The organism is Streptomyces sp. NPDC029138, from assembly GCF_055564375.1.
Window position 1 is genome coordinate 1 of the sequence record NZ_JBVHWM010000115.1, and the last position, 15,622, is coordinate 15,622.

The window sequence follows — 15,622 nt, forward strand, 5'->3', positions numbered from 1 at the left end:
GCAGAAAACCGGCGCAAAGGGGTTGCGTGTTTCCCCGTCTGTGACATCCCCCCCTCTCCCCCCCCCCCCCCCCCCCCCCCCCCCCCCCCCTTCTCCCCCCCTCCCCCCCCCCCCCCCCACGCCAACCTGATTTCTGCTGATCAGCGGGGCTGGTGTGCTGTCCCGGTGAAGTGCTCGTGCTGGTCTGGGTGGAGATCGGTAGCACGTGACGGTGTGCGTGTGCGTGTCCGTGCCGGTGGAGCCGGCGAAGTCGGCGCTTCCGGGATAGCTGGAAAGTTCCTGTACACGCACGCTTACACGAAACTGCAGGTCATCCTTAGAAACCCGCCCAGCGGCACGTGCATCGCGACAACGAACAACGGCTGTACCCGCAACCTCACTGAATGGGCAGTCACGCTGTATCCAAGTCCGGCCTGCCGGGGAGAGCCCCTGGGGACTCTTGCTCCAGCGGCCCGGTCACCGTCATCAACACGTGCGTCGCCCCGGAAGGCAAGGAGGACGAGGTGCTGGCCGCCTGGACGAACGACGCGGAATACATGAAGAAGTCGGGGAGCCTGCTCTCGGTGCAGCCGTACCGGGGCATCGGCGGCAGCCGGCTCTTCACCAACGTCGCGGTCTGGAAATCCACCGAGCACCTCCGTGCAGCGCTCGGCACGCCGGAGTTCGCCTCGCACCTGGAGCACTATCCCGTCGGCACTGTCGCCTATCCGCACCTGTACCAGAAGTTCGCTGTCGAGGGCGTCTGCGAAGGGGAGTGATGACCGCTTCCGGTGTTTCCGGACCACGCAGGTGGCCGAGAAGCCGGCGGCCGATGAGCGGCAGCTGCGCGGCCGGCGTACAAGGTCATGGACGAGAACGGGCTGCGGCGGGTGCGCTTGTCCCGGAGACCGGCTGCTGGCTGTGGACCGACAGCTGCCACGGGGAGGGGTACAGCCGGGTCTCCTACGAGGGAAAGACACATCGGTGAGACCCTGAGGTCCGGTACCGGAAAGGTGAAGCGGCCAGCGATCTGGACGCCCCGTGTCCCGGACAGCAGGCCGGATTCGACGATGTTGATGCCGGCATAGACGAAGGTGGCGGCCAGGCGCTCGGAGAAGTACTTGAGATGTCCACCCGGTGCCCACCTACCTGCTGTGACCGTGATGTTAACCTCGCGCTTTCACGGCGGTGGGGTGTCCGAGGCTTGATCAAATAAGCGGAGAGTGCTCCTGACCTGCAACGATGGGACGTGTCTAGGGTCCTGTTGGCTGCAAGGGAAGAAGCACTCTCCAGGTGAAGAAGCGTATCGGGTCCTACCCGCGTGTCCGCATCGAGGGCGGCGGCCGGGCGGTGGTCTCGCAGGCCGGGGGTGTACTGCTGGTCGAGACCGTCCGCAGGGTCGGCTTGGACACCGCGATATCAGCGGCGCTGACGCCGTGGCGGAAGGCTCGGGCGATACACGATCCGGGCAAGATCCTGCTGGACGTGGCCCTGGCGGTCGCGCTGGGCGGGGACTGCCTCGCGGATGTCGCCATGCTGCGGGCCGAGCCGGCCGTGTTCGGGCCGGTGGCCTCCGATCCGACGGTCTCCCGCCTCATCGACACCCTTGCAGCCACCGGAGATAAGGCCCTGCGGGCCATCCGTGCCGCGCGGGCTGAAGTCCGCCAACGTGTGTGGCGGTTGGCCGGCGGGGAAGCGCCTGATGCGGGCGGGACGGTGACCGTCGACCTCGACGGGGGTGCTGGTGATCGCGCACTCCGACAAGGAGGACGCCGCACCCACCTGGAAGCGGACCTACGGCCACCATCCGCTGATAGGGTTCGTCGACCACGGTCCGGGCGGCACCGGTGAGCCCGTGGCGGCCCTGCTCAGCCCGGGGAACGCGGGCTCGAACACGGCCGCCGACCACGTCACCGCCACCCGCCTGGCGCTGGCCCAGCTGCCGAAGAAGTACCGGCGTGGGCGCCGGACTCTGATCCGCACCGACTCCGCGGGCGCCACCCACGACTTCGTCGCCTGGCTCGCTCAGCGGGGACGGTGGCTGTCCTACTCGGTCGACATGGTGATCACCGATGCGATCCACCAGCATGTGCTCAAGGTTCCGGCCCCGGCCTGGACGCCGGCCGTCGAGGCGGACGGCGAGATCCGTGACGGCGCCTGGGTCACTGAACTCACCGGCGACGTCCTTCACGGCTGGCCGAGGGGCATGCGGCTGATCGTCCGGAAGGAACGTCCGCACCCCGGGGCCCAGCTGCGGCTCACGGATGCGGACGGCATGCGGCTGACCTGTTTCTCCACCAACACCTCGGACCGGCCGATCGCCGAGCTCGAGCTCCGTCACCGGCTGCGGGCCCGGGCCGAGGACCGCATCCGCGCCGCCCGGGCCACCGGCCTGCGCAACCTGCCCCTGAAGCACACAGCCCAGAACCGGATCTGGCTGGAGATCGTGCAGATCGCGCTCGACCTGCTGGCCTGGATGCCGATGCTCGCCCTGACCGGCAAGGCCAGGCTCTGGGAACCCCGCCGCCTGCGGCTCTGCCTGTTCGCCACGGCTGGACAGCTCGTCACCACCGGCCGCCGCCGGATCCTCCGCCTGGCCCGGCACTGGCCCTGGACCAGCCACATCACCGCCGCTCTCGAACGGCTCGCGCTCCTGCCAAACCCCGGCTGACCAAGGGCTTTCCCGTCCCTACGACAGCACCTCAACAGCCGGAGCAGTGGAACCCGGCGCACCACGAGGCGACACTCGTGCCCTCGGCCTGCACAGCCTCACCCCACGGCACGAAAACGGTCCATCAACTCCGTCGGCGGACCGTCACGAAACTTCGAGGTTAAACCCCATTCGCGAGACGAGTTGGGGCTGCACGTCGAGGTCAGAACTCTGCGAGGCGGATCTGGTGGCAGTCGCTGAACATGCCCATATGTGAGACGAGGGCGGCAGACTGGTCGCAGAAGGTTCAGACGCCTTCGTGGGTCGATCCGCAGTCGAATCAGATCCAGGAGTCCTCTTCCGGTGAGTTGGCCACCGGGGTGCTGATCACGGGGGAGGAGCCGCAGATGTCGCAGCCGGTGACCACCACCTCCTTGCGTGACGTCTCCCTGCCAATACCGGTCAGGAGTGGACGAGAGTCAACGCCTTGTCGGCCTGCTCAGTCAGGTTGAGTATCGGTTCGGCCGAAGTCATCCGGCAGCAATCGATTCACGCCGCTGTACCGGGATCGATGGGACGGTTGTGCAGTGCCATCCCGGACGGGGTCTGACTCGTGAGATCTATGACCGAAGTGTCCAGTCACGGACCTGTCGACTGCCGTTGCGGGATGCTGCCTGCCACCGAGCCACAGGGCGTGTCCCTATAGGGGCCTTGCCGAGTTTCAGGCGCCATCACGGTTCAGACCGCCCGAGCAGGCCGGTGCCATTCACTCTAGCCAGCACGTCAGCATGTGGGAGGCGAACCACCATGACGACCCGACAGCCCACCACCTCCTCGAGCACGGACCCGCCCGTTCGGCGCGAAGTCGTCCTAGGGGTGGACACGCACGGCGAGGTGCATGTTGCCGCCGTGATCTCCCCGCTCGGGAAGATCCTGGGAACGGAGTCCTTTCCCGCCACGGCGGCCGGCTACCGACAGTTGCTCGTGTGGGCCCGCAAGCGGGGGACGGTGCGCCGGGCCGGCGTGGAGGGCACCGGCACCTTCGGCGCGTGCCTGTCCCGCTACCTGGTGACCCAGCAGATCCAGGTGTTCGAAGTGAACCGGCCCGACCGTACGGCCCGCCGTCTGCTCGGTAAGTCGGACCCGCTCGATGCGCAGGCCGCAGCGCGAGCCGTGCTCAGTGGTCGCGCCCGGGCCCAGGCCAAATCCGGCGACGGACCCGTGCACAGTGCCCGGATCTACAAACTCGCCAAGGACTCCGCGGTCAAGGCCCGCACCCAGGCGATCAACCAGCTCAAGGCCGTCCTGGTCATCGCCGACCCCGCCCTGCGGGAACGGTTGTCGAGCTTGGGCAATGCCGAGCTGTTCCGCATCTGCGCGACCCTCAGCCCACCCGATGGTGGGGGAGACGAGGACGTGGTGGCCCAGGCCACCCACCTGACGTTGCGCATGCTCGCCGAACGCATCGAGCAGCTCAGCGGACAGATCAACGAGCTGAACCAACGCCTGACCCGGCTCGTCGAACGCCACGCGCCGCAACTGCTCGTACCGGTGGGCATCGGCCCGGACAGTGCCGCCACTCTCCTGATCACCATGGGGGACAATCCCGAGCGGCTGAACACTGAGGCGTCCTTTGCTGCCCTTTGCGGAGTCAGCCCCATCGAGTACTCCTCTGGCCGTCGGAGCACGCGTCGGCTCAACTACGGCGGCGACCGTCAGGCGAACGCTGCCCTGCACCGCATCGTGTTCACCCGCCTGCGCCACGACCCGCGCACCCAGGCGTACTACGAACGCCGCACCCAGGAGGGCAAGACCCGCCGCGAGATCATCCGATGCCTCAAGCGGTATGCCGCCCGCGAGGTCTTTAACCTGGTCAGACCGGTTTCTCGCACCCCCGCTTTATAGGGGCGTCGGTGATAGGGCAAGGCCGAACCGGGGAGCGTGCTGGCGGGGCCTCTGCCGGAGCCACGAGACGAAGCCCCACCGGAGCACTCTGGTGGGGCTTCGTCTCGAGCTCGACTGTGCTTGCGCGCATGACGCGCTCGGCTCCTCATGCAGTTCGTGCTCGTGCAATGCGCTCGGCGACGCCTGGATTTGCGATCGCAGTCAGCAAGACGGGGATCCGTGAGGCGACGCGACCCCGCGCCTGGCGCATCGCGGACGCCGAGGAGTTCGCCGAGCAGTTGCAGACCGCGATGCAGTCCCGCCACGTCATCGACCAGGCCCTCGGGGTGATCATGGCGCAGCGCCGCTGCACGGCCGAAGACGCCTTCGCCATCCTGCGGTCCGCCCTGTGCACCGAACTGATCACCAACCTGACCGGGCAGCCGCCCACGACACCCGGCACGCGCCCCCGTCCGTGACCGGACAGATCCATCGCTCCTCCCAGGCACTGGGCGTTGCACTTACCAGTGGTGCTGATCCGCGGGTGGAGTCATGAACGACGTGCGTGCGGTGTCCCTGGGACCCGGTGAGGCGGAAAGCTTGGGGACGGGCGTGCGCGGTGAGAGGCTGGTGGCAGCAGTCTGGTCCTGAGCCGCCCCCGGGTGGGGGACGGGGGGCACGGCTGAATGCGTCGGCGTCATCCCTTCGGACCTTGGAGTCCCGTGGTCCCCGGCGGCATCCGAATCGACGATTCGCGGGCCAGTGAGGGCCCGTAGTGAGGACGACCGGAGTGGACGTGCCCGAGACCGACCGGGGCCGGGCGGCGGGCGTGCCTGTGAGTGCCGGGATCCTGGGGCAGGTGCTGAGCGGCATGCTGCAGGCCAGTCATACGGCGACCTTCGAGCAGCTTCCCGGTATGCTCCAGGCCGCTGCCCGTGCGGCTGGGGCCGGTGGAGCACGGCTGTTCGTGGCGGACCTGCAAGAGGACGTACTGCGGGAGGTCACCGGCGTCGGGCCGGACGCCGGTCACGGCGGGCACGAGGCACGCATCGAGGGCACTCTGGCCGGCCGCGCCTACCAGACACTCGAGATCACCGCCGCGCTCACCGGAGGCCCCTGCTGGACGCCCGTCCTGGACGGCACCGAACGTCTGGGTGTCCTGTGCGTCGACCCGCTTCCCGGCACGGCGGCCACGCCCGGCCACGACGTCGTGCGGGCGCTGGCGTCGATGGCGGGGCTGCTGCTGGTCTCCAAGCGGAGCAACAGCGATTCCCACGCCCGGCTCACCCGGACCCGGGACATGGGAGTGTCGGCGGAACTGCAGTGGGCGCTCATGCCGCCGCGCACCTTCGCCGACGACCGGGTCACGATCAGCGCCGTGATGGAACCCGCCTACCGGGTGGCCGGGGACGCCTTCGACTACGCCATCGTCGGCGACACCGCGCACCTGAAGATCTTCGACGCCATGGGCCACGACACCTCGGCCGGCCTGACCGCGTCCCTGGCCATGGCCACCTGCCGCAGCTACCGCCGCTCGGGCGCGTCGCTCGCCGCCACCAGCCACGCCATCGAAGAAGAGCTGACCGAGCAGTTCGGGCACAGCCGCTATGTCACCGGCATCCTCGCCGATCTCGACCTGACCACCGGGAAGCTCAGCTGGATCAACCGGGGGCACCTGCTGCCCGTGGTCATCCGCGGCGGGCGCTGGGTCACGACCCTGGACTGTCCGCCGGCCGCGCCCATGGGCACCGGCCTGGGCCTGCCCGTTCGGGTGCGCGTCGACCAGTTGGAGCCCGGCGACCGGCTGCTGCTGTTCACCGACGGCATCACCGAAGCCCGGGACGCCCGTGGCGAACTGTTCGGCATGGAGCGCTTCACCGACTTCCTCATCCGCCACCACGCCGACGGCCTGCCCGTCGCCGAGACCCTGCGCCGCCTGATCCACGCGGTCCTCGAACACCACGACGGCCGCTTGGACGACGACGCCACCGTCCTGTTCTGCGAATGGCACGGTAAGGCAGCGGATCTTTGAAGCCTCTGGCGCCGGGCAGCCGGCCGACCGTGCCCGACAGGGGGCCGGACGATCCTTCCTGCCGAACACCCACGGCCCGCCTCAGCCGGCGAAGCACACCCGACGGGTGACCGTGACGGCGCCTTCTGGGGGTAACTACGAGGGCACGAGTTCCGCATGCCGCCGTGAGCACGGTGGCCGTGGACGAGGTGGCTGCGGTGCAGGAGATGCTGATCGAAGGGCAGATCGCCGGTCGTACCGAGCGTCATCACCGCTGCTTGTCAGCTCCCGCATGCAGGTGCAGGCGCTCGCTCCGTCGCCCTCCGGATCGCGTGCAGCGAAGGTGCCGACGCGGTTCCCCGCGTCACGCGGCTGCGGCGAACGCGGCGGCGACAGCCGTGTCGGTGCGGGCGTGAATGACGAGGTGCGTGCCGGTGGTGTCGGCATTGGCCGCGAGCAGCCGCCGGGTGGGCGCGCTGGTGCTGGCCACGGACATCAGTAGGCCCAGGTCCCGGCATATGCGGTGGACGCGGAGGACGACGCTGACCGCGGCGCTGTCCGTGGCGGGTTCTTCCAGGGTGATCACCACGGGCGCCGGTTTGTGGGCGTGGACGAGACCCTCCAGTTGGGTCAGAAGCTCGGCACGTCCGCCGATGCCAGGGTCGTGGTGCACCGTGATGACGAGCACTCCGTGATCGAGTGAATGAGACAGCAACACGGTTCCCGACTCCTCTGGTGGCGAGCTGTGCGTTCTGCGGGTACCCGGGACGACGCCGGCCAGTCTCCGGCGGGAGCGTCACGGAGACGGTTACGCGGGGTCGGTCAGCGACGGACCAGGGACACGGAGATGACGATCGTGACTGCCAAGGCGGGCGAAAAGGCGCAGAAAACCGGCGATTTCTACTGCGCCAGTTGCAGTGAGAAAGTCCATGCCAAGGAAGGGGAAAAGATCCCGTCCTGCCCCAACGGGCACAAAGAGTTCGAGACTCGCCGCAAGGAACCGGGTAACAAGTCCTGACCCTGCACCGGGCACGGCGCCCGCCAGGCAGGCAGGCGCCGCGCGTCGGAGCGTTCGGCTCACACAGCGCCCTCCACACGGTTGAGAGGAAGGGTCGCGCGCGAGCAGCAGAGTGCCGCCGTCGAGCAGAGGTCTGGCGGAGGCGGGTGCCCCGGCCGCCTGTGCGGCGCGATGGGGGGCTTGTGCGATAGGCCGCGCCGGGGTTTCACGGCCACGCGGAAGCGACTGGCCGAGAAGGTGACGATCCCGTAGTCAGCACGCACGGCCCAGTCCCACCTTCCTGCGCCCGACTCGATCTGTCCTCGGGAGCGCCTCAGGCGCGGAGATGACGGCATCGGCCAGCCGCACCCGTGTCGCCTTCCTCAGGGGGCCAAGATGCGGGCCTGCACATCCCTGATGAGGATGGGGTGGTGAGAGCGATGGCGCCTCGTGCTGCGGCGTTTGGTGACCCTCGCACCGATCTGTGGCAGGGGAGTCTCACAATGACTGCGGCTTGCGATGCCCCGCCGGCGCGCACATTCGATGCAACAACCCCCGCGATGCCACCATCGTCGGTGACGCACGCATGCACAGGACCATCCGCCGCGGGGCCACATACGGTCCGCCGCTGCCCGAGGGCGTGCTGGAGGACGGTAGTGCCGACCGCGGCCTGGTGGGAGTCCTCATCTGGGGCCCATATTGAACGTCAGTTCGAATTCCAGGCCGAGTGGGGCAATGACGCCAACTTCGTCGGCAACCCCGGCGAGCAGGACCCGGTGGCCGGTCATCGCGGAGGGACCGGCAGCGTCACCATCCCGGAGAAGCCGGCCCGGCGCCGCCTGCGGTTCCTGCCCAGCTTCGTGGTCACCCGCGGCGGTGAGTGCTGCTTCGTGCCGGGGCTGCGTGCTCTGCGCTGGCCCGCTGAACTGGAGGACTGAAGGCGCTTCCTCACGCTGAAGTCCGATCACCCTCACCGAGGAGAGGTCGAAGTCATGGCAGCACAGTTCGTCCGCTACACGCCTGACGTCGAGGTCGCTGACCCGGACTTCGACCAGCACGTGCAGACGGTGATCGAGACGACCGAGCGCTATATCGCCGAGTCGGTCGAGGCCGGCGGCACCGGACAGGCCCTTCGCGACGCCCACGCCAAGGGCTACGGACTGGTCCGCGGGGAAGTGGAGATCCTGGCCGGGCTGCCCGCCGAGTATGCCCAGGGCATCTACGCGACCCCGGGGATCCATGACGCGCTCATCCGCTTCTCCAACGGCTCGCCGCACGCCGGAGCCGACGCGCGACTGGGCGCCGGCACCGGACTGGCGCTGAAGATGTTCGGCATCCCGGGCCCGACCCTGCTGGAGGACGAACCGGACACGGGCACCTTCGACTACGCCAACATCAACGGACCGATCTTCTTCTGCAACACGGTCGAGCACTACCTCTTCATCCAGGAACTGTTCCTGGACGCGCCGGCCTACTTCTCCCAGGGCCGGCCCGGCGCACACCGCTTCTTCACCGAGTTCGTGACCGGAAAGGGAACCCTGGACCAGGACAACTGGGCCTGGGACGAGTTGCTGGCCTTCCTCCGCCTGGCGAAGACCCCTCCGGCAAACCTTCTGCTGTCGAGCTATTGGACGATGGGCGCGGTCCGCCACGGGGGCTACATCGCCAAGGTGCGCATCACCCCCGATCCGGACTCCGCGGCCGCGGTGGTCCGGCGCACCATCGACCCGTCCTCCGCAGCGGAAGTTTTCCGGCCGACCCTGCAAGCCGAATTGCAGGAGCGGCCCTACGCCTTCGACATCCAGGTCCAGCTCTGCACCGACCTGGCGCGCATGCCGGTGGAGGACACCACCGTGGAGTGGCCCGAGAAGCTTTCGCCGCCCGTCACCGTGGCCAAGCTACGGCTTCCGCAGCAGGACATCTCCAGCCCGGAAAACCTGGAGAGGATGGACTCACTGTCCTTCACCCCCTGGCGGGTCACCGCCGAGCACGCCCCCCTGGGCAACATCATGCGGGCCCGCAAAGAGGTCTACCGCCACTCCTCCATCCAACGACACAAGCTCAACCAGCAAGAACGGCGCGAGCCGCGCAGCGCGGACGAGGTGCTCCCGCTGACGACCGCGGTCCCTCACCACTGACCCTCTGCACGCATCCACCCCGGGCAGGTTCCACCACGAAACGGAGACGGACCACGATGGCAGACAGCGCAGGCCAGGCCGAGGAGCAGGTGCTGGAACTGGACGACATCCAGGGCACCCTGCTCAGGCAGCGCCCTACGCCCTTCACCGGCGCCTACTTCCTGCTGCGCATCGATGATCCATCCGACGGCCGGCAGATGCTGGCCCGCCTGGTACCCCACGTAGCGTCGGCGACCCAGTGGTGGGATCCTCCCCACCGGGCGTGGCTGAGCGTCGCGCTGAGCTACTCCGGGCTGCGGGCTCTCGGGGTGCCGCAGGAATCGCTGGACAGCTTCCCCGACGCCTTCCGTGAGGGCATGGCAGCCCGCGCAGAACGGCTCGGGGACACTGGCGACAGCAGTCCCGAGCACTGGGACGCACCCCTGGGCAGCGCGGACGTGCACGTCGCAATCTCCGTGTTCGCCCCGGACGCCGCCGCGCTGGAGGCCCTGCTGGCCACGGCCCGCCAGGCCCTTACGGACCTGCCCGGGGTGTCGGTGATCTACCGGCTGGACGCCTCGGCGCTGCCCACCAAACGCACCCACCTGGGCTTCGTGGACGGCATCGGCGAACCCGACATCGAAGGCTCCGGCGTGGCCAGCATCGCGCAGCAGATGAGCGGCGGTGACTACGGCTACCTGCCCGGCTTCGGCCCCACCATCAAGGCCGGCGAGTTCCTCCTGGGCTACACCAACGAACTGGGGCGGGTCACGCCCATGCCCCAGCCCGACGTCCTGGGCCGCAACGGCACCTACGTGGCCTTCCGCAAACTGCACCTGCGGGTCGCCGAGTACCGCCGGTACTTGAAGGACAACGCGTCATCGCCCGAAGAAGAAGAACTGCTCGCGGCCAAGATGGTGGGCCGATGGCCCAGCGGCGCGCCCCTGGTGCTCGCGCCCGAGCACGACGACCCGGACCTTGCCACCGATCCGCACCGCGTCAACGACTTCACCTACCGCGAGCAGGATCCGGCGGGCCGGCGCTGTCCGCTCGGTTCCCACATCCGGCGGATGAACCCGCGTGACGCCCTGACCGACACCCTGGTGGACGTGAAACTGCACCGAGCCCTGCGCCGGGGCACCCCGTACGGCCCCATGCTGCCCGAGGGCGAGTTGGAGGACGACGGCGCCGAGCGTGGCATCGTGTTCATCTTCATGGGCACCGACCTCGTCCGGCAGTTCGAGTTCCTCAAGTCCCAGTGGGCCAATGACGGCGACTTCGTCGGCCTCGGCGACGAGAAGGACCCGATCGTGGGAAGCAATGACGGCACGGGCACCTTCACCATCCCCAAACGGCCCGTTCGGCGCCGGCTCCAGCAACTGCCCCGCTTCGCCGTGACCAAGGGAGGCGAGTACCTCTTCCTGCCCGGCATCCGCGCTCTGAAGTGGATCGCCGAACGTGATACCTGAGCCGCGTGCGCGGGCCGAACGGCGGGTTCGATCCGGACAACGACCCACCTGCCCGCGGTACCTCCGAGAAAGGATGTCCCGACATGACCGCGAACACACAGACAACCGGCCGCCCAGGTCTTACGCAGGGCAAAACCAACGAGTTCACCGTCTTCTTCAACGTCAAGCCGGGCCATGCACAGCAGATCCGCGACCTCTTCAAAGAAGGTCCCGACTTCGAGAGGCGGCGGGACGCGGCCGGCCGTATCGGCACGCTCCACGACGCACGATGGGTGCTCTTCGACGACGACACCCGCCTCCTGTTCGCGACCAACTTCGACGGCGACTGGGACCAGTACGTCGACGACTTCGTCAACGCGGTCCCCGACCTGTTCGAAACCGTCCTGCAACACACCGAGGACTACCCGGGCATCAAAGACCCCAACGTCAAGGACTTCTTCATCGCCCACCAGGTCACAGCCTGCTCGTACTACCGAGGCGCCTCCGAAGCGACGTTGGCGGACATCCACAAGGCACTACGCGTCAACAAGGCGCTCCAGAAACTGCTCGACGCGGCAAGCTGAGTCGGACGTCGCACGCCAACACCGGCGTGCTCCCACTGCCCGATATCACCCTCGCTCCTGAGACGGGCCCACCACACCCGTGGCACGCACTACCGCGGCCCCGGTAGTAGCCACGGCAACCGGGCATGACCGCCCGGTCCGGCTGCAGCCGCCACTCGGACGTCAGAGGGCCATGAGTCGAAGCGGGCCGCGTCTCCGGGGCGCGGCTCGCCATCGCCCGGCCTCCGGCGCTGAACCGCCCAGCTCGGCCAGCGTGGCCTCGATGTCGACTTCGTTCCGCGTTCAGCCGTGACGTCGAGCACCCGGCCATCCATCACCGCCGCTGGCACCCGGCGCTGTCGAGTTCGATGCCGTTCGCGAAGGAGTGCAGGTGGGGCAGGTCGGTGGTGCGAACCGTGGTGATCCAGTCGGTGAACTTGGCGTCGTTGCCCTCCGCTCGGATCAGTAGCTGAGCGAACCTCCCGTGAGGAGGTGGAGTTCGGTCATCTCGAGGCAGACTTCGGTGAGTGCCGGCAGCAGTGCGGTGTCCTTGTCGCGCAGGTTCTCGGGGCGGGTGAGCAGGAGGCGGGCGAAGCGCTGCGGGGTGGTGACCGGCTTGTTGCCCTCGGCGCGGCCCTGGGTGATACAGCGGTAGAGCAGGTCGAGGCTGCCGGTGTAGCCCAGCTCTTTGATCTCCCGGAAGCGGTGGATGACAGGGACGGCCGGGTCATGCGCGCGGCGGGTGCGCAGTGGTCGCCGTAGGGGTCGACGACCCTGAGCTTGTAGCAGGGTGCGCTGCGGTCGTCGGTGGACTCCTTCATGCGGGCATACCCGTTTGACGGTCTTGAGGCCGACGTCGGCGCGGCGGGCGCATTCGAGCAGCCCGACCCCTTGGTCGAGCAGATGGTGGACCCGCTGCCAGCGCTCGCGGGTGGTCTGCTCGCCTACGCCCCGGGCCGGGCGGGGTTTACAGCGGTGGCCCAACAGGCGGTGTGGGAGCGTACCTTGGCCACGACCCTGCCGCACAGATTGGACCAGAGATGCCACCTGTCGCTGACCTGGACCGCGTCGGGGAGGGATGGCGGATCGCCTCGCCGTAGGGCGGCCGTGGAACTCGCGGCTCTCCTTCGGCGGGGAGGCGAGGGCGACCGAACCGTCCGGGGCGTACCGCCAGGGCAGGCTGCCCTTCGCCACCTGGACGCCGACCCCGGCCGGCGTGTAGAACGCGGGGATGCCGGCGCCGCCCGCCCGCGCGCATCCGCTCCGCGAGGGTGCCCTGTAGGACCAGCTCCACTTCCAGCTCACCGGCCAGGTATTGGCGGGCGAACTGATAGGCGGTGGCTTTCGCGCTGCCGCCGTACTTCGGCGGGTCGGACGCTTTTGTGGAGCGGACGTTCAGTAGGTGGGGCCGTAGGGGCTCCAGTGCCCGAGGAAGGGTTTCAGGTCGTCGGCTTGTGGCTTGGGAATGTCAGGCAGCCGGGGCGGTGTGTTGAGGGGGTTGAGGCGCTCCACGGTGGCTGCTGCCCAGCTGATCCATGCTTCGGCTTCGGTTCTGGTCTGCCCCGGTGGCATGGCCTCAACCCGTGTGCGTACCGCGCTCACGTATTCGGTCAGTCGGGTGGCGTGTCGCCATGCCGCTTCCTGGGCTTCAAGGTGCCTGACGCGGTACGCCTCCGCGTACCGGACGCGGGCTTGTTCCATGGCGGCTTCCCAGCGGATGCGCTTCTGGCGTGCCGCTTCGGCCTCGTCCTGGCGTCTGCGTTCGGCGGCTTCGCCGCGAAGCGTGACCTCCTGTGCGATCTCGGCGAGCTGTTCTTCAAGGGGACGGCCGGGTGTGTCGGCCCATTCGCTCGCTCGGTGTGGCTGGCCGCCGCTGAGGACAAAGCGGAGGCGTTCGGATGGGGTGTAGTCGAAGCGGGGGATCCTGACCCAGGAGTGCTTCTTGGCGTCGGCGAGTTCCTTCTCGGTGGCGACGTGCTCGGTCCGGTCCTGCTCCTGGAGGAGCAGAAACCCCACTGCCTGGCCCTGTGCGGTGATGGTGAAGTGAGGATGTGCCCTGCGGCGGCGATGAGGTGGGGGTGCGAATCCGGTCTGCCCCGCCGAGCAGGTGTGTCCGTCGGCCTCGGCGGCGGTGAGCAGTGCCTGGATGAGCCGGAGAGCGCGTCCTTGGACGGGCTTGGTCAGGCCCAGCGGCTGGCGTTCGTTCTGCATGGCCCGGACAACGGTGTGCGGCCGAGTGAGCCGCGAGGGTACGGGGACGGGGTCGAGGACGGCAAGGCGCCAGGCGGGGATGTCGACGAGCTTGATCTCGTACCCGTCGCGGCACCAGCTTCCGTACAGCTCCTTCGTCTCCGGAACCTTTCCGGATCTGCGTGCGGCGGCGACGCGGGACGGCCACTTCTCCAAGTCGGGACCCCTGCCGCTCTTGACGATCCTGCCGCCGGCCTCCGCGAGCTCCTGTAACAGCTGCTCCGTGAGCGTCACACGAGGCTGTGAGGGAGGGCTTGGCTTCCGCAGGGCGGCCTGAGTTGCCTGCCCTCGGGGGGATCGGGGGCGTGGAGTGGCGGCCTGAGTCTTCCGCGGGCGTGATCCGCGGGGAGGGTACGTGCCGTGCCAGGTAGTGCTGGCCTGCACCTGTCAGGGTGACGCTCCACTGCCCGGCCTTCCGGGAGACCGTGACCAGGCCCCGGTTGTGCAGTGCCTGACAGGTGGTCTTGTAGGAGCCGGTCTCCCATACGCCGGCAGGGCACCCGTCTTCCACCCACCGCAGCACGGAGAGCTGTCGCTCATTGACCCGCCGTTCCAATGGCCCGCCTTCGACTCGAAGTGACGTACGACTGCGGCATGGTGCCAGTTCTGTTGGTAGGCGACCGGTGCTTCGAGTCAATTCGCTCGAACGAGCGGGCTGACGCGGCTGGAAGCCGGTTGGACGGAGAACAGTAGGTGGGTGCTGTCCTACGGTGGGTCTGACTCCTGAGATCTCTGACCGCGGTGTCCTGATCACACTGTGTCGACCACCGGCCAGGGACGGTGCGTTGCTGGTCTCGGGCTGAGCGGGCGTGTCTCGATAGGGGCTTGCCGGACAGGCGTCATCACGATTCTGACCGTCCGCACGGGCCCGGTGCCGGCTACCCGATAAGCCGTCGGCCTGAAAAGGAACGACCATGACCGGCACGCTCACCACTTCGCGTCCTCGTCGGCGGCGACCGGCGAGGGAGGTGGTCCTGGGAGTGGACACACACCGGGATGCCCATGTGGCCGCCCTGCTCCCCCTGGTGGGAGAAGTGATCGGCAGCGCAGAGTTCCCGGCCACCGCGGCTGGATACCGAGACCTGCTGGGATGGGCCAGGGCGTCGGGTACGGTGCGCCGGGCCGGAGTGGAAGGTACCGGTTCCTTCGGGGCCGCCCTGTCCCGCTACCTGCTGGCCCAGGGCGTGGACGTTTTCGATGTGAACCGGCTCGACCGGGCCGACCGCCGTCGGCGCGGCAAGTCGGACCCGCTCGATGCGGAGAACGCGGCCCGGGCGGTGCTGAGCGGGCGGGCGCGCGCCCAGGCCAAGACGGGCGATGGGCCAGTGGAGATCGCCCGGATGTACAAGCTGGCCAAGGAGTCGGCGGTCAAGGCCCGCACCCAGGCGATCAACCAGCTCAAAGCCGTCCTCGTCCGTGCCGATCCGCAGCTGAGGGAGGAACTGGCCGGGCTGGGCAACGCAGAACTCTTCCGCACCTGCGCCGGGCTCGTCGACGACAGCCTGAACCACGAGGCCGACGAAGGGGCGGTGCTCCACGTCACCCACGTCACCCTGGGCCTCCTGCCCGGCGCATCAGGCAGCTCAGCGAAGAGGCGCAGGACCTGGAAGGCCGCCTGACCCGGCTGGTGGAACGCCACGCTCCTCAGCTGCTCGAGTTAGTGAGCATCGGCCCGGACACAGCCGTCACTTTGCTGATCACGATCGGAGACAACCCGGAACGC

13 protein-coding genes and 3 pseudogenes are annotated in these 15,622 nt (G+C 68.5%); 12 read left to right on the forward strand and 4 right to left on the reverse strand.

Features of this window, described 5'->3' with window-relative positions:
• Nucleotides 1-383 precede the first annotated feature (383 nt).
• The 5 genes and pseudogenes from ACZ4WH_RS42750 to ACZ4WH_RS42770 all read left to right on the forward strand — a co-directional run bounded on the left by ACZ4WH_RS42750 (nt 384) and on the right by ACZ4WH_RS42770 (nt 6,545).
• On the forward strand, nt 384-758 hold the full coding sequence (locus tag ACZ4WH_RS42750; protein ID WP_468191395.1) for an antibiotic biosynthesis monooxygenase family protein: 375 nt from the start codon (nt 384-386) through the stop codon (nt 756-758).
• Between the two features lie 514 nt (nt 759-1,272).
• Nucleotides 1,273-2,650 (forward strand): annotated as a pseudogene (locus ACZ4WH_RS42755) (IS1380 family transposase).
• Between the two features lie 786 nt (nt 2,651-3,436).
• Nucleotides 3,437-4,534 (forward strand): IS110 family RNA-guided transposase, encoded by a 1,098-nt coding sequence (locus ACZ4WH_RS42760; protein ID WP_468191398.1) that lies wholly within the window; start codon nt 3,437-3,439, stop codon nt 4,532-4,534.
• Nucleotides 4,535-4,701: 167 nt separating this feature from the next.
• A complete protein-coding gene (locus ACZ4WH_RS42765) occupies nt 4,702-4,992 on the forward strand; it encodes an ANTAR domain-containing protein (protein WP_468191401.1) in 291 nt (96 codons plus the stop codon).
• Nucleotides 4,993-5,372: 380 nt separating this feature from the next.
• Nucleotides 5,373-6,545, forward strand: a complete 1,173-nt coding sequence (locus ACZ4WH_RS42770; protein ID WP_468191426.1) for a PP2C family protein-serine/threonine phosphatase — start codon at nt 5,373-5,375, stop codon at nt 6,543-6,545.
• A 343-nt stretch (nt 6,546-6,888) separates the two neighbouring features.
• Here the strand turns inward: ACZ4WH_RS42770 and ACZ4WH_RS42775 are convergent, their stop codons facing one another.
• The gene (locus ACZ4WH_RS42775; RefSeq protein WP_468191404.1) at nt 6,889-7,242 is read right to left on the reverse strand and encodes a hypothetical protein; all 354 of its coding nucleotides are present in this window, start codon (nt 7,240-7,242) and stop codon (nt 6,889-6,891) included.
• 129 nt (nt 7,243-7,371) lie between these two features.
• Between ACZ4WH_RS42775 and ACZ4WH_RS42780 the strand changes: the two genes are divergently transcribed.
• From ACZ4WH_RS42780 to ACZ4WH_RS42800, 5 genes are all read left to right on the forward strand, one after another.
• The gene (locus ACZ4WH_RS42780) at nt 7,372-7,542 is read left to right on the forward strand and encodes a hypothetical protein (protein ID WP_468191407.1); all 171 of its coding nucleotides are present in this window, start codon (nt 7,372-7,374) and stop codon (nt 7,540-7,542) included.
• A 635-nt stretch (nt 7,543-8,177) separates the two neighbouring features.
• Nucleotides 8,178-8,459 carry a hypothetical protein gene (locus ACZ4WH_RS42785; protein ID WP_468191410.1) on the forward strand — a complete coding sequence of 94 codons (282 nt, stop codon included), beginning with the start codon at nt 8,178-8,180 and terminating at the stop codon, nt 8,457-8,459.
• 54 nt (nt 8,460-8,513) lie between these two features.
• Entirely contained in the window at nt 8,514-9,659 is a 1,146-nt protein-coding gene (locus ACZ4WH_RS42790; RefSeq protein ID WP_468191412.1) for a catalase family protein, read from the forward strand.
• A gap of 56 nt (nt 9,660-9,715) precedes the next feature.
• Nucleotides 9,716-11,107 carry a Dyp-type peroxidase gene (locus ACZ4WH_RS42795; protein ID WP_468191415.1) on the forward strand — a complete coding sequence of 464 codons (1,392 nt, stop codon included), beginning with the start codon at nt 9,716-9,718 and terminating at the stop codon, nt 11,105-11,107.
• A gap of 83 nt (nt 11,108-11,190) precedes the next feature.
• The gene (locus tag ACZ4WH_RS42800) at nt 11,191-11,670 is read left to right on the forward strand and encodes a hypothetical protein (RefSeq protein ID WP_468191418.1); all 480 of its coding nucleotides are present in this window, start codon (nt 11,191-11,193) and stop codon (nt 11,668-11,670) included.
• A 331-nt stretch (nt 11,671-12,001) separates the two neighbouring features.
• Here the strand turns inward: ACZ4WH_RS42800 and ACZ4WH_RS42805 are convergent.
• Nucleotides 12,002-12,779, reverse strand: a pseudogene (locus ACZ4WH_RS42805) (ISL3 family transposase); the annotation flags it as partial.
• On the opposite strand from ACZ4WH_RS42805, the gene ACZ4WH_RS42810 reads away from it, so the two are divergent.
• Complete coding sequence (locus ACZ4WH_RS42810) at nt 12,728-12,871, forward strand: hypothetical protein (protein ID WP_468191428.1); 144 nt, start codon at nt 12,728-12,730, stop codon at nt 12,869-12,871. The pseudogene ACZ4WH_RS42805 and the gene ACZ4WH_RS42810 overlap by 52 nt on opposite strands.
• Here the strand turns inward: ACZ4WH_RS42810 and ACZ4WH_RS42815 are convergent.
• Together ACZ4WH_RS42815 and ACZ4WH_RS42820 are read right to left on the reverse strand one after the other, a co-directional pair.
• Nucleotides 12,872-12,943, reverse strand: a pseudogene (locus ACZ4WH_RS42815) (hypothetical protein); the annotation flags it as partial.
• Between the two features lie 101 nt (nt 12,944-13,044).
• Nucleotides 13,045-13,860 (reverse strand): hypothetical protein, encoded by an 816-nt coding sequence (locus tag ACZ4WH_RS42820; RefSeq protein WP_468191421.1) that lies wholly within the window; start codon nt 13,858-13,860, stop codon nt 13,045-13,047.
• 1,019 nt (nt 13,861-14,879) lie between these two features.
• On the opposite strand from ACZ4WH_RS42820, the gene ACZ4WH_RS42825 reads away from it, so the two are divergent.
• Nucleotides 14,880-15,518, forward strand: coding sequence for an IS110 family transposase (locus ACZ4WH_RS42825; protein WP_468191423.1), 639 nt, complete (start codon nt 14,880-14,882; stop codon nt 15,516-15,518).
• Nucleotides 15,519-15,622: the final 104 nt, after the last annotated feature.